We start from the raw sequence: 19,710 nt of genomic DNA on the forward strand, positions 1-19,710 counted from the left end.
AGTTCCTTAGAGGAAGTAGAGGCGGTTGAGGGAGACGGACTCGGCCGGCTCGGAGCGCAAAGGCTCGCCGTCGAGGGTGACCAGGCCGGTGCGCTGGTCGACGTCCACGGCTCCGGTACGGGAGTTCAGGCGCAGGTCGGCGGGTCCGATGCCGCGTGTGCCGCGTACGGCGACCCTGCGCCGGCGCGTCGGCATCGAGTCGTTGCCCTGGTCGACGGCGGTCTGCGCCACGAAGGCCACCGAGATCTCGGCCGGCGTGGCACCGTGGGCCCCGAACTGCGGCCCGAGAACCAGGGGTTCGCAGGTGTCGGTCGCGGCATTGGGGTCGCCGACCACGCCGTACGCGGGGAATCCGGCCTTGAGCACCAGTTGCGGCTTGGCGCCGAAGTACTCCGGCCGCCACAGCACGATGTCGGCGAGCTTGCCGACCTCCAGCGAGCCGACCTCGTGGGCGAGGCCGTGGGCGATGGCCGGGTTGATGGTCAGCTTGGCCATGTAGCGCAGGACGCGCTCGTTGTCGTGGTCGTCGTCGGGGGCGCCGAACTCGGCCTTCATCTTCCCGGCCATCGCGAAGGTACGGCGGACGGTCTCACCGGCCCGGCCCATGCCCTGCGCGTCGGACGAGGTGATGCCGATCGCGCCCAGGTCGTGCAGCACGTCCTCGGCGCCCATGGTCCCGGCCCGGATGCGGTCGCGGGCCATGGCGGCGTCGCCGGGCAGGTCGGTCTTGAGGTCGTGGACGGACACGATCATGCCGTAGTGCTCGGCGACCGCGTCCCGGCCGAAGGGCAGGGTGGGGTTGGTGGAGGAGCCGATGACGTTCGGGACGCCGGCCATCTTCAGCACGTTCGGCACGTGTCCGCCGCCGCAGCCCTCGATGTGGAAGGCGTGGATGGTGCGGCCTTCCAGGACCTTCAGGGTGTCCTCGACGGACAGGCATTCGTTCAGACCGTCGCTGTGCAGGGCCACTTGGACGTCGTGTTCCTCGGCGACCCGCAGGGCGGTGTCCAGCGCCCGGGTGTGGGCGCCCATGTCCTCGTGCACCTTGAAGCCGCAGGCGCCGCCCTCCTCCAGGGCCTCGACCAGGGGCGCGTCGTGGGAGGACGAACCCCGGCCCAGGAAGCCGATGTTGACCGGCCAGGCGTCGAAGGCGCTGAACGCGTGCCCGAGCGCCCAGGGCGAGTTGACGCCGACGCCCCACACCGGCCCGAACTCCTGGCCGATGATCGTGGTGACACCGGAGGCGAGCGAGGCCTCCATGACCCGCGGCGACAGCAGATGGACATGGGTGTCGACGGCCCCGGCGGTGGCGATCAGTCCCTCGCCGGAGACGATCGAGGTGCCCGTGCCGACGACGACGTCGACCCCGTCGAGGGTGTCGGGGTTCCCGGCCCGACCGACCGAGCAGATCCGGCCCTCCCGGATCCCGATGGAGACCTTCCGGATCCCGAGCGCCGCGTCGATCACCACCACATTGCTGATGACGACGTCACAGGTCTCCCGGACGGCGGCGGCCTTGAGATGCAGCCCGTCCCGGGCGGTCTTGCCGAACCCGGCGAGGAACTCGTCGCCGGGGCGCTGGGAGTCGGCCTCGACGCGGATGGTCAGCCCGCAGTCGCCGAGCCGGACGCGGTCGCCGGCCCGTGGGCCGTGGGTGGCGGCGTACTCGTACGGGGTGAGGCGGCGCGCCTCGGCGGGGTGGCCTCCTGGGCGGCTCATCGCTGGACCTCCTGGTCGGTTGTTTCCGGTACGCCGAGGTAGCCGCAGGCGGCGGCGCGGCGCAGTGCCTCTTCGCGGGCGCCGGGTGCGTCCAGCGGCCCGTCGACGAGCCCCGCGAATCCGATCGCGATCCGGTCGCCCCCGATCGGCACCAGCCCGACCTCGACGCTCTCCCCCGGCCCGAAGCGCACGGAGGATCCGGCGGGCACGGCCAGCCGCATGCCGTAGGCCCGCTCCCGGCAGAAGTCGAGCCGGGGGTTGGCCTCGAAGAAGTGGAAGTGGGAGGTGACGGAGACCGGCACGGTGGCGGTGTTGGTGACCGTCAGCCGCAGGGCCGCCTCGGGCTCGGCGTCCTCCGGTCCCGGCAGCAGGGCACCCGGGGCGCGGTCGCCGAGGGTGGCGGCGATGCCGATCGGGTCGCCTACGACCGCGAGGCGTGAGCCGTCGTCGAAGACGGCCTCGACATGTACCTCGGTGACGACGTCGGCGACGCCCGGCAGCACGTCGTCCGGGCCGAGCACGGACTGGGCGCGCTCGATGGCCTCGGCCAGCCGGACGCCGTCACGGGCCGCCTCGCACACGGTGTCCGCGATCAGCGCGGTGGCCTCCGGGACATTGAGCCGCAGACCGCGGGCGCGGCGGGCGCGGGCCAGCTCGGCGGCTGAGAAGAGCAGCAGCCGGTCACGTTCCGTGGGAGTCAGTCTCATGTGGCGGGCACCTCCTTGCATCGCTCAGATTAGAGCATCACTCTAAACATTAAATCCGTAGAACCGAAGTGTTGACTCAGCGCAATCGATCCCACAGATTGAACGTCGCTCTAACTCTGCCGGCCGATCGAAGGAGACCTGCCATGCCGATGGAACAGCGCGGAGTCGACACCATCCCCGACGAGGAACGCACCAGCGGGCCCCGGGATCTCGTCTCGATCCTGCTGGGCTCGAATCTCTGCCTCGGGGTGATCGTCTTCGGCTGGCTGCCGCCGTCGTTCGGCCTGGGATGGTGGGCATCGGTCGGCTCGATCGTGGTGGGCACCCTGGTCGGCACGGCCCTCACCGCCCCACTGGCCCTGATCTCCCTGCGCACGGCCACCAACCTGTCCACGTCCTCCGGCGCCCAGTTCGGGGTCCGGGGGCGGCTGGTCGGCTCGGTCGTCGGCCTGCTGCTGGCCCTCGGCTACTCCGCGCTGACGATCTGGATCGGCGGCGATGTGATGGTGAGCGTCCTGGGCCGCCTGTTCGGCACCCCGGCGAACGACCTGTCGTACGGCGTCGTCTACGCGCTCCTCGCCGCCGCGACCGTCGCCGCAGCGGTGTACGGCTATCGCGTACTGCTCGCCCTGTCCCGGGTGCTCGCGATCGGCATGACGGCCCTGCTCGTCCTCGGCGTGATCGCCTACGCCCCGCACTTCACGACCGGCGCGCTGCCCGAGGCGGGCGGCCTCCTGCTGGGCGGCTTCTGGCCGACCTGGCTGCTGGCCACGGTCGCGGCGGGGCTGTCCGGACCGATCGCCTTCATCACCCTGCTCGGCGACTACACCCGCTACATCTCCCCGGCCCGCCACTCCTCCCGCCGGGTCCTGCACGCGACCTGGCTCGGTCTGACCCTGGGCCTGCTGGTCCCGCAGCTCTTCGGCACCTTCACGGCGTACGCGGCCCGCGCGGCCCTCGACTACGCCGGACCGCTCGTCTCCGCGTCCCCCACCTGGTTCCTGATCCCGCTGCTGCTGGCCGCCTCCGCGGGCTCGGTCGGCAACGCGGGGCTCATGCTCTACTCCATGGGCCTCGACCTGGACGCCATCCTGCCCCGGGCCGCCCGCACGACGGCGACCTACGCGGTCGCGGTCCTCGCCACGGTGTGCGTCTTCGCCGGCCACTACGCCTCCAGCGCCCAGGACGCCATGACGTCCTTCGTGCTGCTGCTGACGGCGATCGGCACCCCGTGGGCGGTCATCACCCTGATCGGCTTCGCCCGCTGTCGCGGGGAGTACGACGCTGAGGCCCTCCAGGTCTTCAACCGCCGGGCGCGGGGCGGGATCTACTGGTACCGGTCCGGCTGGAACATCCCGGCGACCGTGTCCTGGGTCCTCGGCGCCACGGTCGGCCTGCTCGCCGTCTCCGTGCCGTCGTACGAGGGGCCGCTGCTCGGCGTGACCGGCGGGGTGGACTGCAGCTTCCTGCTGTCGGGGCTGGCGGGGGGCGTGGCGTACGTGCTGCTGACGCGCGGTGACCGCGCCCCGGCACGCGAAAGGGCCGCCGCGGACACGGAGTCCGGGGCGGCCCTGCCGGTCACGGCCGAGAGCTAGGACCTGTCGGTCCGGACCATCCCGGCGTCGCCTGGCCCGGCACCCACATCGGGCCGGCGTCTTGGCCCTAACCCAGCCTGTGCATCCAGCCGTGCTTGTCCTCGGTCTTGCCGCGCTGGATGTCGAGGAGGGCCTGGCGGAGCTTCAGGGTGACCTCGCCGGGCTCGCCGTCGCCCTGGTCCCACTGGGCGCCCGTGCGCTTCACGGTGCCGACCGGGGTGATGACGGCCGCGGTGCCGCAGGCGAAGACCTCGGTGAGGGTGCCGTTCTCCGAGTCGCGCTGCCACTGGTCGACGGAGATCCGGCCCTCCTCGGACTCGTAGCCGAGGTCACGGGCGACGGCCAGCAGGGAGTCACGGGTGACGCCCTCCAGGATCGAGCCGGTCAGCGACGGAGTGATGATCTTGTCGCCGTACACGAAGTACAGGTTCATGCCGCCGAGTTCCTCGACCCACTTGCGCTCCACCGCGTCCAGGTAGCAGACCTGGGCGCAGCCCTCGGCGGCGGCCTCGGCCTGGGCGAGCAGGGAGGCGGCGTAGTTGCCGCCCGTCTTCGCGTCGCCCATGCCGCCGGGCACGGCGCGGACGTGGTCCTCGGAGACCCAGATGGACACCGGCTTGACGCCGCCCGGGAAGTACGCGCCGGCCGGGGAGGCGATGACGATGAACAGGTACTCGCTGGCGGGCTTCACGCCCAGGCCGACCTCGGTCGCGAACATGAACGGCCGCAGGTAGAGGGACTCCTCGCCGCCGTGCGCCGGCACCCACGCCTCGTCCTGCCGCACCAGTGCGTCGCATGCCTCGATGAACGTCTCGACCGGCAGCTCGGGCATGCCGAGCCGACGGGCGGAGGACTGGAAGCGCTGGGCGTTCTTCTCCGGACGGAACGTGGCGACGGACCCGTCGGGCTGACGGTAGGCCTTCAGGCCCTCGAAGATCTCCTGCGCGTAGTGCAGGACCATCGTGGCGGGGTCGAGGGAGAGCGGCGCGTACGGCACGAGCTGGCCGTCGTGCCAGCCGCGGCCCTCGGTCCACTTGATCGTCACCATGTGGTCGGTGAAGTGGCGGCCGAACCCGGGGTTGGCCAGTATCGCCTCGCGGTCCGCGGCGGCGAGCGGGCTGGCGGACGGCTTGAGCTCGATCGTGGGCGTCGTCATGAGTAGATGTCCTTCACCGGTTGCGTTGTGGCGGGCCGCGATCACGCCAGTACTGCCTGTCGCCAGTGCTAGGACGTCCGAGCATTCCTTCTTACCGCGGCTCCGCGTTCGATTATCGCAAGCGGGTGCCGTGGAAGAAATCGGCCTGTTCGACGTGATCGGCGCGAAATCGCGATCCAGGGGTTGATGGTGTCACCCGGCGGCGGACATGGGGAAGCCGCCGGGTGCGAAGTGACCCGACGGCTTCGAAGGTTGTTCGAGTGCGCGACGGGCGTCAGCCGGCTACTCGTACGGCCAGCGCGTCGCCGATCTCCGACGTGCTGCGGGCGGGCTTGCCGGTGCGCTCCGCGAGGTCGGCGGAGACGGCCTCGTCGATGCGGGCGGCCTCGGCCTCGTAGCCGAGGTGGCGCAGCAGCAGGGCGACGGACAGGACCGTGGCGCTCGGGTCGGCCTTGCCCTGGCCGGCGATGTCCGGGGCCGAGCCGTGGACCGGCTCGAACATGGACGGGAACTCTCCGGACGGGTTGATGTTGCCGGAGGCCGCGACGCCGATGCCGCCGGAGACGGCCGCGGCGAGGTCGGTGATGATGTCGCCGAAGAGGTTGTCGGTGACGATCACGTCGAAGCGCTCGGGCTGGGTGACCAGGTAGATGGTCGCCGCGTCGACGTGCATGTACTCGGTGGTGACCTCGGGGAACTCCTCGGCCACCTTGTTGAAGACGTTGGTCCACAGGTGACCGGCGAAGGTCAGCACGTTGTTCTTGTGGATCAGCGCCAGCTTCTTGCGCGGCCGGGCCTGCGCGCGGGCGAAGGCGTCACGGACCACTCGCTCGACGCCGAAGGCCGTGTTCACGGAGACCTCGGTGGCGACCTCGTGCTCGGTGCCCTTGCGGATGGTGCCGCCGTTGCCGGTGTAGGGGCCCTCGGTGCCTTCGCGGACCACGACGAAGTCGATGCTCGGCTCGCCGGCGAGCGGAGTGGCCACGCCCGGCAGGAGCTTCGACGGGCGCAGGTTGACGTGGTGGTCGAAGGCGAAGCGGAGCTTGAGCAGGAAGCCGCGCTCCAGGACGCCGGAGGGCACGCTCGGGTCGCCGATCGCGCCGAGCAGGATCGCGTCGTGCTTCTTCAGGGCGTCGAGGTCGGCGTCGGTGAGGGTCTCACCGGAGGCGTGGTAGCGCCGGGCGCCGAAGTCGTACTCCTTGGTCTCCAGCTTCACATCCTGCGGGAGGACGGCGGAGAGGACCTTGAGGCCTTCGGCCACGACTTCCTGCCCGATGCCGTCACCGGGGATCACTGCGAGATTGATGCTGCGAGACATGTCGGCACCCTACTCCTCGTCCCATGGAATGACATGCCATGTCCGCGATGCGGACAGCCGGACGGGGGACGGCGCTCGGGCGTCGGCCGGCGTTCACCCGTACGCAGGGCGGGCGTTGGTCTGCGCTGGGAACTTCCCTTTCATGGACCTCCCCGACTTCGGCATCCCCCCGCAGCTCGCCCGCCGGATGAGCATGGCGGAACAGCACGAGTACCTGCGGACGAAACTGACCCGGCGTCGCACGCTGGTGACGGCGGGCGCGGTCGCGGGCGGGCTGCTGACCGGCTGCTCCGGTCCGGGGCCGGGCATGGCATCGCCCACCTCCTCGGCGTCCGCGTCCGTGTCCGCGTCCAGGGTGCCGGGCTCGGCCGTCACGCCCTTCGGCCGCCATCTCGCCTTCGGCGCCGACCCGAAGACACAGATGCGGATCTCCTGGCAGGTGCCGGCGGCGGTGCGGGGGCCGTTCGTCCGGATCGGTCTGCGCCCCGACGAGCTGAGCCGCGGCATCGAGGCCGAGGTCCGCGCCCTGCACACCCCCGAACTGCGGGGCGTCCGCGCGGCGCTCGAGCAGTACTACGTGCATGCCGCCCTGGACACCCTGCGCCCCGGCACGACGTACTACTACGGCGTGGGTCATGAGGGCTTCGACCCGGCCTCCCCGCGACACCGCTCGACCATCGCCTCGTTCCGGACCGCCCCCGCCACACCGGAGACCTTCACCTTCACGGCCTTCGGCGACCAGGGCGTCGGCGAGGCCGCGGCCGGCAACGAACACGTGCTGCTGCGCCGTGACCCGGCGTTCCATCTGCACGCCGGCGACATCTGCTACGCGAACGTCAAGGGCCTGGGCAAGGAGTCGGACGCCTACGACCCCGGGTTCTGGGACCTGTACCTCAAGCAGACCGAGTCGGTGGCCAGGTCGGTGCCGTGGATGGTGACGACCGGCAACCACGACATGGAGGCCTGGTACTCGCCGGAGGGCTACGGCGGTCAGCTCGCCCGCTGGTCCCTGCCGGACAGCGGCTTCGACGCCCGGTCGACGCCGGGCGCGTACTCCTTCGTCTACGGCAACGTCGGCTTCGTGGCGCTGGACGCGAACGACGTGTCGTACGAGATCCCCGCCAACCGGGGCCACACGGACGGCCGGCAGACGAAGTGGCTGGACGAGCGGCTCGGGGAGCTGAGGGCGGCGCGGGACGTCGACTTCGTCGTCGTCTACTTCCACCACTGCGCATACTCGACGTCCACGCACGCCTCCGACGGCGGGGTGCGGGCCGAGTGGGTCCCGCTGTTCGCGCGGCACCAGGTGGACCTGGTGATCAACGGGCACAACCATGTCTACGAGCGGACGGACGCCGTCAAGAACGGCGAGGTCGGCAGGCAGGTGCCGATCGGCGCCGCCACCGACCCGACCCGGGACGGCATCGTCTACGTCACCGCGGGCGGGGGCGGCAAGGAGCTGTACGGCTTCCCCGCGGGCGTGGAGGAGAGCTACGAGGGCCATGTGACCGAGCGGGAGTCGGTCGACACCTTCAAGTGGACCAGGTCGCGCGACACCAGGCCGGAGAGCGTGCAGTGGTCGCGGGTGCGCTACCGGGGCTTCTCCTTCCTCTCCGTGCAGGCGGAGAGCGGCGCGAAGCCCCGGCTCAAGGTGTCCGCGCTGGCGCAGAGCGGGGAGCGCATCGACCACTTCGAGGTGCGGCGGGGCGGCTGACCGGCCTGCGGTCGGCGCCTACGCGGCCTGGTGGCCGGTGGATCCGCCGTTGTCCCTGCGGTCGAGGGCGCGCTGCAGCGCGGCGGCGGCGTTCTTTCGGTCGGACTCGCTCGTGCGGGAGAGGTGACGGACTCGACGGCGGGCGGTCGTCTCGGCCATGGGAAATCGACTCCTTCGAAACCCGGGAGTGACACAAGGGGGATACGAGACGCCGGGTGGGCGGGGAGCGGGGGCCGCAGGGGTTGCCTGCACGGGGCCCGGCTCACGACCGCCATTCGCTTGATCGAGCGAGACGTTCGGCTTCTACAAAGCTAAGGGAGGACAGCGCATCTGTCTCCACAATTACTCGGACTTCCTACTATCTGAGACGGCCGACCGGGTCACACCCCCATGACCTGCGCATTTGCCATCGGTCCGGTCAGAGCACGTCCCCGTCCCGCCAGTCGAAGAGCAGCTCGAATCCGGGGTCGAGCGCACCGGCCAGGGCGGGCCGCACAAAGGTCGTGCCCTCCTCGTCCGGCAGATGCACGACGCCCTGCGGCCCCAGCGCACAGACCCGCCCCCGCCACACCTCCCAGCCACGGGCGGCGTACAGCGCGGCCCCCTCGTCGCTCGCGGACAGCATCCCCGCGTCGTACGCCCGGTCGACCACCCGCTCCAGCTCCGCCATCACCAGGCCGCCGAGCCCCCTGCGGCGCGCGTCCCGCCGTACGGCGACCGCCTCGACGTACCCGACCCGCAGCCACCGGTCCCGGTGCCGCACCCGCCGCATCACCACCGCCCCGTGCGCGACGAGCCGCCCGGCGTCGTCGTGCACCAGGGCGTGCATGCCGCCGAGCCCGTGCTCGAAGTCCTCGTCGGAGAAGTCACCCTCGAAGGCGTCGTCCAACAGGGCGCGGATCGCGCTCAGTTCGGCGGGAGCGAGGTCGGCGGTGTGCGCGGTGCGCGGGGTGCCCGTGGTGGCGTCGGTGGTCATCCCGCCAGTATTCGGCATCGCCCACTCGGCTGATCCTCCGCGCCGCCCGGGAGACGGGGTCACGTCGAGGGGAACGGTGAGGTCATGAACGACACGTCGAAAGTGTTCCTGGAGGGCGGCCCCGAGGACCTGCCTGAGCGGATCGTCGGGGCCCCCTCCCCCGGTCCGGATGTGAAGATCAAGCTCCGCGGTGGATACGAGCACTTCAGGCCGACCACGCGCCGGGAGAACACCGAGCAGGGCGCGCTGCCGGTCTACGAGTGGTGGGAGCGCACGGAGATCGCCGAGTAGCGAACTCCGCGCACGGCGAAGGGCCGGGTCCGTCAAGACCCGGCCCTTCGCGTCGAGTTGGCGTGTCAGCCCATGTGCGGGTACGCGTAGTCGGTCGGCGGGACCAGCGTCTCCTTGATGGCGCGGGTCAGCGTCCAGCGCATCAGGTTCTGCGGGGCGCCGGCCTTGTCGTTGGTGCCGGAGGCGCGGCCACCGCCGAAGGGCTGCTGGCCGACGACGGCACCGGTCGACTTGTCGTTGATGTAGAAGTTGCCGGCGGCGTAGCGCAGCTTGTCCATGGTGTACGCCGCGGCGGCACGGTCGGCGGAGATGACCGAGCCGGTCAGCGCGTAGGCGGACACCGACTCCATCTGCTCCAGCATCTCGTCGTACTTGTCGTCCTCGTAGACGTGCACGGCGAGGAACGGACCGAAGTACTCGGTGGTGAACACCTCGTTCTCCGGGTCGGAGCACTCGACGACGGTCGGGCGCACGAAGTAGCCGACCGAGTCGTCGTAGGAGCCGCCCGCGACGATCGTGCAGGTCGGGTCGGACTTGGCGCGGTCGATGGCGGCCTTGTTCTTGGCGAAGGCGCGCTCGTCGATGACGGCGCCGATGAAGTTCGACAGGTCGGTGACGTCACCCATGGTGATGTAGTCGACCTCGGCGGCGAACTCCTCCTTGAAGCCGGAGTTCCAGATCGACGCCGGGATGTAGGCCCGGGAGGTCGCCGAGCACTTCTGGCCCTGGAACTCGAAGGCACCGCGGGTCAGCGCGGTCTTCAGCACCGCCTTGTCGGCGCTCGGGTGGGCGACGACGAAGTCCTTGCCGCCGGTCTCGCCGACGATGCGCGGGTAGGAGCGGTACTTCTCGATGTTGTTGCCGACCGTCTTCCACAGGTACTGGAAGGTCTTGGTCGAGCCGGTGAAGTGGATGCCGGCGAGATCGCGGTGCTCCAGGGCGACCTTGGAGACCTCGATTCCGTCACCGGTGACGAGGTTGATGACGCCCTTGGGCAGACCGGCCTCCTCCAGGAGCTGCATCAGCAGCACGGCGGCGTGGGTCTGCGTCGGGGACGGCTTCCAGACGACGACATTGCCCATCAGGGCCGGCGCGGTGGGCAGGTTGCCCGCGATCGCCGTGAAGTTGAAGGGCGTGATCGCGTAGACGAAGCCCTCCAGCGGGCGGTGGTCGAGGCGGTTCCACACGCCGGGGGAGTTCGCCGGGGGCTGCTCGGCGAGCAGGTCACGGGCGTACTTGACGTTGAAGCGCCAGAAGTCGACGAGCTCGCAGGGCGTGTCGATCTCGGCCTGCTGGGCGGTCTTGGACTGGCCGAGCATGGTGGAGGCGGCCAGCGTCTCGCGCCACGGTCCGGCCAGCAGCTCGGCGGCGCGCAGGATGATCGCCGCGCGGTCGTCGAAGGACATCGCACGCCAGGCGGGCGCGGCGGCGAGGGCCGCGTCGATGGCGTCCTGGGCGTCCTGCTGGGTGGCGTTGCCATAGGTGCCGATGCGGGCCTTGTGGTTGTGCGGCTGCACGACATCCACACGCTCGCCGCCGCCGAACCGCTTCTCGCCGCCGATGGTGCAGGGCAGGTCGATCGGGTTCTCGGCCAGCTCCTTGAGCTTGACCTCCAGCCGGGCGCGCTCGGGTGAGCCGGGGGCGTAGCCGTGCACCGGCTCATTGACGGGGGTGGGGACCTGGGTCACAGCGTCCATGTGTTCCGTAACTCCTTACTGAGCGGTGTGTTTTCGAGCCGTTGTGTCGGGGCTCAGCCCTTGCTGACCATGGAGCGCAGGCTGCGCCCACCCGGGGGCCAACCCCCGGACCCCCGGCAGAAAGACCTGTGTGCGTGCGTCATTCCTCAACCTCGGGTGAGCATGCTGCGGGCGAAGAACCGCAGGTTGGCGGGCTTCTCCGCGAGGCGCCGCATGAAGTAGCCGTACCAGTCGGTGCCGTAGGCCGTGTAGACGCGCATGCGGTGGCCCTCTGCGGCGAGACGCAGGTGCTCGTCGCTGCGGATGCCGTACAGCATCTGGAACTCGTACTCGTCGAGCTTGCGCCCGGCGCGCCGGGCGAGCTCCTGGGCGATGGTGATCAGGCGCGGGTCGTGGGAACCGATCATCGGATACCCGGCACCCTCCATGAGAATCCCGAGGACCCGGACGTATGCCTTGTCGATCTCGTGTTTCTGCTGGTAGGCGACCTCGGCGGGCTCCTTGTAGGCGCCCTTCACCAGGCGCACCCGGCTGCCGTTCGCGGCGAGGCGGCGGGCGTCGGCCTCGGTGCGGAAGAGATAGGCCTGGATGACGCAGCCGGTCTGCGGGAAGTCTTTGCGCAGCTCGTCGTGGATGGCGAACATCGAGTCGAGGGTGGTGTGGTCCTCCGCGTCCAGGGTGACCGTCGTACCGATGGCCGCGGCGGCCTCGACGACGGGCCGGACATTGGCGAGGGCGAGCTCGTGGCCGCCGTCCAGCGCCTGTCCGAACATGGAGAGCTTGACGGACATCTCGACGCGCTCGCCGAGCTCGAGGTCCTTGATGCGGTCGACGAGCCGCAGATAGGCGTCCCGGGCGGCGGTGGCCTGCTCGGGGCGGGTGATGTCCTCGCCGACGACGTCCATCGTCAGCTCCAGGCCCTTGCCGGTGAGCTCTTCGATGATCGGCACGATGTCGTCGACGGTCTCACCGGGGATGAACCGGTCGACGACCTGCTTCGTCACCGGGGCCGCCGAGATCAGGCGTCGCATCCGGTCGCTGCGCGACGCGGCGAGAATCACGGGACCCAGCACGGGGCACCTCCACAAAACACAGCCGAATGACGGCCGATACCCCGATCAGTGATGTTCCGGGGACGGCACGGAGAACCACCGTGAAACCTAAGGATCCCTCCGAACGGCGGCCATCGACACCTGTCACGCATCCGTGCCGCAGATCTCAGACAGATGTATGAAGGCCCCGGGCACATGCGGGAGAATGCCCGAGTGACGTCGGAATACAAGGGTGACTACCAAGAGCTGGTCGACGAGATCTCGGAGCTGCTGGGCGTTCCCGCCACGCTGGAGAACCGGGACTTCGAGCTGATCGCCTTCGGCGCGTACGACAGCGAGGGCGAGCTCGACGCGTCGGCTCTGGACCCCGTGCGCACCCGCTCGATCCTGACCCGTCGCTCCACCTCGGCGGTGCGCAGATGGTTCGAGGGTTTCGGCATCACCCGGGCGAGCGGGCCGGTCCGCATCCCGCCGACTCCGGAGGCGGGGGTGTACCGCGGACGTATCTGCCTGCCGGTACGCCACAAGAGTGTCGTGCTGGGCTACGTCTGGCTCCTCGACGACGATCCGGGCCCGACCGACCAGCAGCTGTCGGCGGCGATGACGGTGACCCAGCGCATCGGTGCGCTGCTGGCGGACGAGGCGCAGCACGGGGCGGATCTGAGCCGGGAGCTACGGGCCGTACTGAGCGCCGAGACCGGCTGGCAGGGCGACATGGCGGTGGCCGAGCTGCGCACGGCCCTGGGCGCCCGGGCCGACGGTGTCCACACGGTCGTCTGCGTGGCCCCCTGGCCCTCCGCCGACCCCGACGACGCCCCGTCGGTGCGTACGGTGCCGCACGCCACCGCGCTGTGCACGCTGCCGTGGGGAGCGGCCGGGCAGAGCCTCGCGGTGCTGGTACGGCTGCGCTCCTCCGAGGTCCGGACGGCGGCGCTGGCGGCGGCGACCCGGTTGCTGAAGGACGGCAAGGACGGCCCCGCCGAGCTGGCGCCCCGTCCGGCCGCACCGGGCCGGGCACAGCCGCCGGCGGGCGGGCGGGCCCAGGTCGCGGCCGGTGTCGGCGAACCTCGCCCCGGGCTCGCCGAGCTGGGGGCCGTCTGGCAGGAGGCGGCGGCGGCGGCGCGCGCGGCGCTGGCGGAACCGCGGTTCGGGCCGGTGGCCGAGTGGTCGCGCATCGGGCCGTACCGTCTGCTGGCCTCGCTCGCGCCGGAGCGGCTGCGCGACCCCTCGGGCGCCCCGCTCCTCTCCCCCGCCCACCATGAGCTCGCCCGCACCGCCGAGGTCTACCTGGACTGCGCGGGCCAGGCCGGCCGCACCGCCGCCGAGCTGGGCATCCACCGCCAGACCCTGTACTACCGCCTCTCCCGCGTCGAGCAGCTCACAGGGCTGGACCTGGACGACGGGGAGGACCGGCTGCTGCTGCACATGGTGTTGAAGGGGGCGCGGCTCTAGGCAGGTGCGACTGGTGCGACTGGTGCGGCCTCGGAGCGTGCGTGCTCTTCAGCGCCCCTGGATGCCCCCTTGATGCCCTTCAACGACCCTTGATGCCCTCGACGACCTTCAGCAGCCCCTGCGCCATCCGGTCTGCCTCGGGGGCGGACTTCGGGTCGAAGGTCCACTGCGCCATGAGGCCCATCATCAGGGTCAGATAGAAGTAGCCGAGGGTGTCCACGGTCTCCTCGGTCACGTCCTCCTCACGTCCGCCATGGAAGAGCGTGACGATGCCGCGCGCCGCCTCGCGCTGGGCCCGCGCCAGATGTTCCCGCACCTCGGGCAGCTGATCGCCCAGAGCTACGATCTCCATGCTGAGCCGCCACATCGAGCCCGGCTCCCGCATGGTGCCGATGATGTTCGACCACACCTGAGTGAACCGCTCGACCGACCCGGGCTCCCCGCCGAACTCGCCGCCACCCTCGAAGGCGTCGGACATCCCCTCCACCATCTCCACGTACGCCTGCGCGAGCAGCGCGTCCTTCGAGCCGTAGTGGTAACCGATCGACGCCAGGTTGGTCCCCGACTCCTTGACGATGTCCCGCGCGGTCGTACGCACGAACCCCTTCGCCAGCAGGCAGCGCTTGGCGCCTTCGAGCAGATCCTCACGGTGTCCCATGCCCTCAGCCTAGCTCCGATCCATACATGCGTCCCAGACCTACGTACGTCTTATGCGACCGTCCTACACCTTCGTCCTACACAAGCGTCCTACACAAGCGTCCTACACAAGCGTCCTACACAAGCGTCCTACACAAGCGTCCTACACAAGCGTCCTACACGAACGTTCTAGACAAGCGTTTAATACGCGCGTACATTCACGCTCATGACACCGAATCCGACGAGCCCTTCGGCCAACACCCGGGCCGGCCGCCGTGAATGGACCGCTCTGGGCGTGCTGATGCTGCCGCTGCTGCTGGTCTCCATGGACGTCTCCGTCCTCTACTTCGCGGTCCCGGCGATCAGCGCGGACCTGGAGCCGAGCGGCACCCAGCAGCTGTGGATCTTCGACATCTACGGCTTCGTTCTGGCGGGCCTGCTCATGACGATGGGCGCCCTCGGCGACCGTGTGGGCCGCCGTCGGCTCCTGCTGATGGGCGCCGCCGCCTTCGGAGCCGCCTCGCTGGTGGCGGCGTACGCGAACAGCGCCGAGACACTGATCGCGGCGCGCGCGGTCCTCGGCATCGGCGGAGCGACCCTGATGCCGTCGACCATGGCGCTGGTCCGGACGATGTTCACCGACCCGAAGCAGCGCGCGGCGGCGATCGGCCTGTGGTCCGGGGTGATGACGGCCGGCATCGCGCTCGGCTCGGTGATGAGCGGGCTGCTCGTCGAGCACTTCTGGTGGGGCTCGGTCTTCCTGGTCAACCTGCCCGCGATGGCGCTCCTGCTGATCCTCGGCCCGCTGCTGCTCCCCGAGTCGAAGAGCCCCACCCGCGGCCGCTTCGATTGGCTGAGCGTCCCGCTCTCCATGGCGGCTGTCCTCCCCGTGATCTACGGCCTGAAGGAGATCGCGACACAGGGCTGGAACGTGCGGTACGTGGTCTCGGTGACGACCGGCCTGCTCTTCGCCGCCCTGTTCGTCCACCGCCAGCGCACGGCGGCCTCCCCGCTGATCTCGCCGGAGCTGTTCCGGGCCCGCGGCTTCAGCCCGGCCGTCGTCCTGAACCTCGTCGCCGCCTTCGGCATGATGGGCTCGGCGTACTTCACCACCCAGTACATCCAGTCGGTCCTGGACAACAGCCCGCTCCAGGCAGCGCTGTGGAGCCTGCTGCCCACGCTGCCCATCGCGGTCGCGGCCCCCGTCAGCGCACACCTGGTGCAGCGAGGCGTCCCCCGGGCCCATGTCGTCGGCGGGGGTTTCGCGGTCGCTGCGGGCGGCTACGTGATGCTGGCCCTGACCGGCACGGACTCGCTCTGGCTGCTGCTGGCCGCCTGCGCCGTCCTGGCCTGCGGGGTCGTGGCCGTCATGTCCCAGCTGGCGGACCTGGCACTGAGCAGCGCGCCGGTGGAGAAGGCGGGCGCCGCTTCGTCCCTGCTGGAGACCGGCACCGAGTTCGGCGGCGCGCTGAGCATGGCGTTCCTCGGCTCGATCGGTGCGGCGATCTACCGCCACGAGATCCCGGCGTCGGCCCCGGACGCGGCCCGCGAGACGCTGGGCGGAGCGCTGGCGGTCGCCGACCGGGTGCCGGGTCTGGCAACGCTCGCCCGTGAGGCGTTCACCAGCGGGATGCAGGGCGCGGCGATCACGGGCGCGGTACTGCTGGCGGGGGCGGCAGTCCTGGCCGCGGTCGGGCTGCGCCGGGTCGAACTCCAGGAGCGCGCATGCCAAACGCCGGACGAGCCGAGTCACCTCAGCCCGTCCGGCGTTTGAGGACGAGGCCCGTTCGGGGCCGATGCGGGGATCTGGGGGCGGCAGCCCCCAGTCACGGCAACCTCAGGCCAGGTTCACCGCACGAGCCGACGTGGCCCCGATCTCCTCGGCAACCTCGGTCAACACCGCGGAGGGGACCGTGTCGTCGACGGTCAGCACGGCCAGTGCCTCGCCGCCCACCGCCGCACGGGCGACCTGCATGCCGGCGATGTTGATGCCGGCCTCGCCGACGATACGGCCGACGGTGCCGACGACGCCCGGACGGTCCTCGTACTTGAGGACGACCATGTGGTCGGCGAGCGCGAGGTCCACGTCGTAGTCGCCGACCGCCACGATCTTCTGGAGGTGCTTGGGTCCGGCCAGGGTGCCGGAGACCGACACCTCCTCGCCGCCCGCGAGCGTGCCGCGCACGGTGACGACGTTGCGGTGGTCGGCGGACTCCGAGCTGGTGGTCAGCCGCACCTCGACGCCGCGCTCCTGCGCGAACAGCGGGGCGTTGACGTACGACACCGTCTCGTCGACGACGTCCTCGAAGACACCCTTGAGGGCGCTGAGCTCCAGCACCTTCACATCGTGCTGGGTGATCTCGCCGTACACCTCGACGTCGAGGCGGACCGCGACCTCACCGGCGAGCGCCGTGAAGATCCGGCCGAGGTGCTCGGCGAGCGGCAGGCCCGGCTTGACGTCCTCGGCGATGACGCCGCCCTGGACGTTCACCGCGTCCGGGACCAGCTCGCCGGCGAGGGCGAGGCGGACCGAGCGGGCGACGGCGATACCGGCCTTCTCCTGCGCCTCGTCGGTGGAGGCACCGAGGTGCGGGGTGGCGACGACCTGGTCGAACTCGAAGAGCGGGGAGTCCGTGCAGGGCTCCTTCGCGTAGACGTCGAGGCCGGCGCCGGCGACGCGGCCCTCCTTGAGGGCGGAGTACAGCGCCTCCTCGTCGACGATGCCGCCGCGCGCGGCGTTGACGATCCGCACGCTCGGCTTGACCTTGCGCAGCGCCTCGTCGCCGATCAGGCCGACGGTCTCGGGCGTCTTGGGCAGGTGGACGGTGATGAAGTCGGAGACCTCGAGCAGCTCGTCCAGCGACAGCACCTTGACGCCCATCTGGGCGGCGCGGGCGGGCTGGATGTAGGGGTCGTAGGCGACGACCTTCATGCCGAAGGCGGACATGCGCTGGGCGACCAGGGCGCCGATCCGGCCGAGGCCGACGACACCGAGGGTCTTCTCGGCGAGTTCCACGCCCGTGTACTTGCTGCGCTTCCACTCGCCGTTCTTCAGCGCGGCGTTGGCCTGCGGGATGTTGCGGGCGGTGGCGAGGAGGAGACCGCAGGCCAGCTCGGCGGCGGTCACGATGTTGGAGGTGGGGGCGTTGACGACCATCACGCCGGCCTTGGTGGCGGCGGAGACGTCGACGTTGTCCAGGCCGACGCCGGCCCGGGCGACGACCTTCAGCTTGTTCGCGGCGGCGATCGCCTCGGCGTCGACCTTGGTGGCGGAACGGATCAGGATCGCGTCCACGTCGGCGATGGCGGGCAGCAGCTCGCCCCGGTCCGCTCCGTTGCAGTGCCGGATCTCGAAGTCCGGCCCCAGGGCGTCCACGGTGGCGGGCGAAAGCTCTTCAGCGATGAGTACGACGGGTTTCGAGCTCACGTGAGTCCTCACAAGTCCAATGCATGCGGACGGCCGTCCCGACGGCCGCAGGCGGTGGAGGGGAGCGGCGCCGGGGAATCTCCGGTGCGCTCCCGGGTCGTTCGGTGCGTGCGTACCGGGCGGCGCGGGGGTGTGCCGGAAATTTCTCGGTGTCGCTTAGCCGCGTGGAAGACGCACGACGCTGTGGGCCTGACGCGTATGTAGTACGGCAGTGTAGTGCCGTGGCGGAGGCAGTCTCACGCCTCTGCGGAAGGATCACTCGTCCGTGGTTGGACGAGGTGGACAACGGGGCCGGAGCGTGCGCTCCGGCCCCGTCGGGCGAGGCTTACGCCTCCTCGTTCACCCAGCTCATGAGCTTGCGCAGCTCCTTGCCGGTGGTCTCCAGCAGGTGCTCGGAGTCCTGCTTCTTGTATTCGTTGTACTTCTTCAGACCGCCGTGGTACTCGTCCATCCAGGCCTGTGCGAAGGTGCCGTCCTGGATCTCGGCGAGGACCTTCTTCATCTCGGCCTTGGTGGCGTCGGTGATGATCCGCGGGCCGGTGACGTAGTCGCCCCACTCGGCGGTCTCGGAGATCGACCAGCGCATCTTCTCCAGGCCGCCCTCGTACATGAGGTCCACGATCAGCTTCAGCTCGTGCAGGCACTCGAAGTACGCGATCTCCGGCTGGTAGCCGGCCTCGGTCAGCGTCTCGAAACCGGCCTTGACCAGCGCGGCCGTACCACCGCAGAGGACGGCCTGCTCACCGAACAGGTCGGTCTCGGTCTCCTCGGTGAAGGTCGTCTTGATGACGCCGGCGCGGGTGCCGCCGATGCCCTTGGCGTACGACAGGGCCAGCGCGAAGCCGTTGCCGGTGGCGTCCTGCTCGACGGCGGCGATGCAGGGAACGCCGCGACCCTCCTCGTACTGACGGCGCACCAGGTGGCCCGGGCCCTTGGGGGCGACCATGCAGACGTCCACGCCGGCCGGGGGCTTGATGAAGCCGTAGCGGATGTTCAGGCCGTGACCGAAGAACAGGGCGTCGCCGTCGTTCAGGTTCGGGGCGATGTGCTCCTCGTAGACCTGGGCCTGGATGGGGTCCGGGACCAGGATCATGATGACGTCGGCCTCGGCGGCGGCCTGCGACGGGGTCACCACGCGCAGGCCCTGCTCCTCGGCCTTGGCCTTGGACTTGGAGCCCTCGTGCAGACCGACGCGCACGTCGACACCCGAGTCACGGAGCGACAGCGCGTGGGCGTGGCCCTGGCTGCCGTAACCGATGACCGCGACCTTGCGGCCCTGGATGATGGACAGGTCGGCGTCGGCGTCGTAGAACAGCTCGGCCACTTTGGGTTCTCTCCTTGAGTGCAGGTGTTGCGTCCCACCGTATGACGGCGGGGGTGAGGGAGGTCTCGGGGTCTCGGTATACGGGCGGCCGGTTTCCCCCGGCCGCCCGAAAGCGGTCCTACGCCGAACGGTCGAGAGCGCGCAGCGACCGGTCCGTGATGGAACGCGCGCCGCGGCCGATCGCGATCGTGCCGGACTGGACGAGTTCCTTGATGCCGAAGGGCTCCAGCATCTTCAGCATGGCCTCCAGCTTGTCGCTGGAGCCGGTGGCCTCGATGGTCACGGCCTCCGGGGAGACGTCGACGGTCTTGGCGCGGAACAGCTGGACGATCTCGATGATCTGGGAGCGGGTCTCGTTGTCGGCGCGCACCTTCACCAGAACGAGTTCGCGCTGAACGGCCGAACCGGGCTCGAGCTCGACGATCTTCAGCACGTTGACCAGCTTGTTGAGCTGCTTGGTCACCTGCTCCAGCGGAAGGTCGTCGACGCTCACCACGATGGTGATGCGGGAGATGTCGGGGTGCTCGGTGACGCCGACCGCGAGCGAGTCGATGTTGAAGCCTCGGCGGGAGAACAGGGCGGCGATCCGGGCGAGGATGCCCGGCGTGTTCTCCACCAGGACGGAGAGCGTGTGCTTGGACATGAT

17 protein-coding genes are annotated in these 19,710 nt (G+C 70.2%); 5 read left to right on the forward strand and 12 right to left on the reverse strand.

Going from position 1 to position 19,710, the window contains the following annotated elements:
* Nucleotides 1-6: 6 nt before the first annotated feature.
* Nucleotides 7-1,719, reverse strand: a complete 1,713-nt coding sequence (locus tag ACHBTE_RS29495) for an urease subunit alpha (RefSeq protein ID WP_394727565.1) — start codon at nt 1,717-1,719, stop codon at nt 7-9.
* Nucleotides 1,716-2,426, reverse strand: a complete 711-nt coding sequence (ureA, locus tag ACHBTE_RS29500; protein ID WP_394727567.1) for an urease subunit gamma — start codon at nt 2,424-2,426, stop codon at nt 1,716-1,718. The genes ACHBTE_RS29495 and ureA overlap by 4 nt, the downstream gene beginning before the upstream one ends.
* 143 nt (nt 2,427-2,569) lie before the next feature.
* Between ureA and ACHBTE_RS29505 the strand changes: the two genes are divergently transcribed.
* A complete protein-coding gene (locus ACHBTE_RS29505; protein WP_394727569.1) occupies nt 2,570-4,021 on the forward strand; it encodes a cytosine permease in 1,452 nt (483 codons plus the stop codon).
* Nucleotides 4,022-4,088: 67 nt separating this feature from the next.
* On the opposite strand, the gene ACHBTE_RS29510 is transcribed toward ACHBTE_RS29505, so the two are convergent.
* Both ACHBTE_RS29510 and ACHBTE_RS29515 read right to left on the reverse strand, forming a co-directional pair.
* Nucleotides 4,089-5,177: a branched-chain amino acid aminotransferase gene (locus tag ACHBTE_RS29510; protein ID WP_394727571.1), complete on the reverse strand. Its 1,089-nt coding sequence runs from the start codon at nt 5,175-5,177 to the stop codon at nt 4,089-4,091.
* Nucleotides 5,178-5,451: 274 nt separating this feature from the next.
* Complete coding sequence (locus ACHBTE_RS29515; protein WP_394727573.1) at nt 5,452-6,495, reverse strand: 3-isopropylmalate dehydrogenase; 1,044 nt, start codon at nt 6,493-6,495, stop codon at nt 5,452-5,454.
* A gap of 142 nt (nt 6,496-6,637) precedes the next feature.
* On the opposite strand from ACHBTE_RS29515, the gene ACHBTE_RS29520 reads away from it, so the two are divergent.
* A complete protein-coding gene (locus ACHBTE_RS29520) occupies nt 6,638-8,209 on the forward strand; it encodes a purple acid phosphatase family protein (RefSeq protein ID WP_394727575.1) in 1,572 nt (523 codons plus the stop codon).
* 18 nt (nt 8,210-8,227) lie between these two features.
* On the opposite strand, the gene ACHBTE_RS29525 is transcribed toward ACHBTE_RS29520, so the two are convergent.
* Nucleotides 8,228-8,368, reverse strand: a complete 141-nt coding sequence (locus ACHBTE_RS29525) for a hypothetical protein (RefSeq protein WP_384762590.1) — start codon at nt 8,366-8,368, stop codon at nt 8,228-8,230.
* Nucleotides 8,369-8,627: 259 nt separating this feature from the next.
* Nucleotides 8,628-9,185 carry a GNAT family N-acetyltransferase gene (locus tag ACHBTE_RS29530; protein WP_394727577.1) on the reverse strand — a complete coding sequence of 186 codons (558 nt, stop codon included), beginning with the start codon at nt 9,183-9,185 and terminating at the stop codon, nt 8,628-8,630.
* 84 nt (nt 9,186-9,269) lie between these two features.
* On the opposite strand from ACHBTE_RS29530, the gene ACHBTE_RS29535 reads away from it, so the two are divergent.
* Nucleotides 9,270-9,476: a DUF5988 family protein gene (locus tag ACHBTE_RS29535; protein WP_394727580.1), complete on the forward strand. Its 207-nt coding sequence runs from the start codon at nt 9,270-9,272 to the stop codon at nt 9,474-9,476.
* A 65-nt stretch (nt 9,477-9,541) separates the two neighbouring features.
* On the opposite strand, the gene pruA is transcribed toward ACHBTE_RS29535, so the two are convergent.
* Both pruA and ACHBTE_RS29545 read right to left on the reverse strand, forming a co-directional pair.
* Nucleotides 9,542-11,173 (reverse strand): L-glutamate gamma-semialdehyde dehydrogenase, encoded by a 1,632-nt coding sequence (gene pruA / locus ACHBTE_RS29540; protein ID WP_394727582.1) that lies wholly within the window; start codon nt 11,171-11,173, stop codon nt 9,542-9,544.
* Nucleotides 11,174-11,319: 146 nt separating this feature from the next.
* Complete coding sequence (locus ACHBTE_RS29545) at nt 11,320-12,246, reverse strand: proline dehydrogenase family protein (protein ID WP_394727584.1); 927 nt, start codon at nt 12,244-12,246, stop codon at nt 11,320-11,322.
* A gap of 174 nt (nt 12,247-12,420) precedes the next feature.
* Between ACHBTE_RS29545 and ACHBTE_RS29550 the strand changes: the two genes are divergently transcribed.
* Nucleotides 12,421-13,677 (forward strand): PucR family transcriptional regulator, encoded by a 1,257-nt coding sequence (locus tag ACHBTE_RS29550; RefSeq protein ID WP_394727586.1) that lies wholly within the window; start codon nt 12,421-12,423, stop codon nt 13,675-13,677.
* 79 nt (nt 13,678-13,756) lie between these two features.
* Here ACHBTE_RS29550 and ACHBTE_RS29555 read toward each other — a convergent pair whose 3' ends face one another.
* The gene (locus ACHBTE_RS29555) at nt 13,757-14,335 is read right to left on the reverse strand and encodes a TetR/AcrR family transcriptional regulator (RefSeq protein ID WP_394727588.1); all 579 of its coding nucleotides are present in this window, start codon (nt 14,333-14,335) and stop codon (nt 13,757-13,759) included.
* 204 nt (nt 14,336-14,539) lie between these two features.
* On the opposite strand from ACHBTE_RS29555, the gene ACHBTE_RS29560 reads away from it, so the two are divergent.
* On the forward strand, nt 14,540-16,087 hold the full coding sequence (locus ACHBTE_RS29560) for an MFS transporter (protein WP_394727590.1): 1,548 nt from the start codon (nt 14,540-14,542) through the stop codon (nt 16,085-16,087).
* 63 nt (nt 16,088-16,150) lie between these two features.
* On the opposite strand, the gene serA is transcribed toward ACHBTE_RS29560, so the two are convergent.
* The 3 genes from serA to ilvN all read right to left on the reverse strand — a co-directional run bounded on the left by serA (nt 16,151) and on the right by ilvN (nt 19,707).
* Nucleotides 16,151-17,740, reverse strand: coding sequence for a phosphoglycerate dehydrogenase (gene serA, locus ACHBTE_RS29565; protein WP_394727592.1), 1,590 nt, complete (start codon nt 17,738-17,740; stop codon nt 16,151-16,153).
* Nucleotides 17,741-18,065: 325 nt separating this feature from the next.
* Nucleotides 18,066-19,064, reverse strand: coding sequence for a ketol-acid reductoisomerase (gene ilvC, locus ACHBTE_RS29570; RefSeq protein ID WP_394727594.1), 999 nt, complete (start codon nt 19,062-19,064; stop codon nt 18,066-18,068).
* Between the two features lie 118 nt (nt 19,065-19,182).
* Entirely contained in the window at nt 19,183-19,707 is a 525-nt protein-coding gene (gene ilvN, locus ACHBTE_RS29575; protein WP_394727596.1) for an acetolactate synthase small subunit, read from the reverse strand.
* Nucleotides 19,708-19,710: the final 3 nt, after the last annotated feature.

The organism is Streptomyces sp. M41 (assembly GCF_043673425.1).
In the GTDB taxonomy this organism is placed as follows: Bacteria; Actinomycetota; Actinomycetes; order Streptomycetales; family Streptomycetaceae; genus Streptomyces.

Bases quoted from the DNA above. Each gene is read 5' to 3' on its own strand.
- ACHBTE_RS29550 (WP_394727586.1), top strand. From the start codon at position 12,421: ATGCGGGAGAATGCCCGAGTGACGTCGGAATACAAGGGTGACTACCAA.
- ACHBTE_RS29505 (WP_394727569.1), top strand. From the start codon at position 2,570: ATGCCGATGGAACAGCGCGGAGTCGACACCATCCCCGACGAGGAACGC.
- ACHBTE_RS29515 (WP_394727573.1), bottom strand. From the start codon at position 6,495: ATGTCTCGCAGCATCAATCTCGCAGTGATCCCCGGTGACGGCATCGGG.
- ACHBTE_RS29555 (WP_394727588.1), bottom strand. From the start codon at position 14,335: ATGGGACACCGTGAGGATCTGCTCGAAGGCGCCAAGCGCTGCCTGCTG.
- ilvN (WP_394727596.1), bottom strand. From the start codon at position 19,707: ATGTCCAAGCACACGCTCTCCGTCCTGGTGGAGAACACGCCGGGCATC.
- ACHBTE_RS29520 (WP_394727575.1), top strand. From the start codon at position 6,638: ATGGACCTCCCCGACTTCGGCATCCCCCCGCAGCTCGCCCGCCGGATG.
- ACHBTE_RS29560 (WP_394727590.1), top strand. From the start codon at position 14,540: ATGACACCGAATCCGACGAGCCCTTCGGCCAACACCCGGGCCGGCCGC.
- ureA (WP_394727567.1), bottom strand. From the start codon at position 2,426: ATGAGACTGACTCCCACGGAACGTGACCGGCTGCTGCTCTTCTCAGCC.
- ACHBTE_RS29510 (WP_394727571.1), bottom strand. From the start codon at position 5,177: ATGACGACGCCCACGATCGAGCTCAAGCCGTCCGCCAGCCCGCTCGCC.
- ACHBTE_RS29530 (WP_394727577.1), bottom strand. From the start codon at position 9,185: ATGACCACCGACGCCACCACGGGCACCCCGCGCACCGCGCACACCGCC.
- ACHBTE_RS29495 (WP_394727565.1), bottom strand. From the start codon at position 1,719: ATGAGCCGCCCAGGAGGCCACCCCGCCGAGGCGCGCCGCCTCACCCCG.
- pruA (WP_394727582.1), bottom strand. From the start codon at position 11,173: ATGGACGCTGTGACCCAGGTCCCCACCCCCGTCAATGAGCCGGTGCAC.
- ACHBTE_RS29525 (WP_384762590.1), bottom strand. From the start codon at position 8,368: ATGGCCGAGACGACCGCCCGCCGTCGAGTCCGTCACCTCTCCCGCACG.
- ACHBTE_RS29535 (WP_394727580.1), top strand. From the start codon at position 9,270: ATGAACGACACGTCGAAAGTGTTCCTGGAGGGCGGCCCCGAGGACCTG.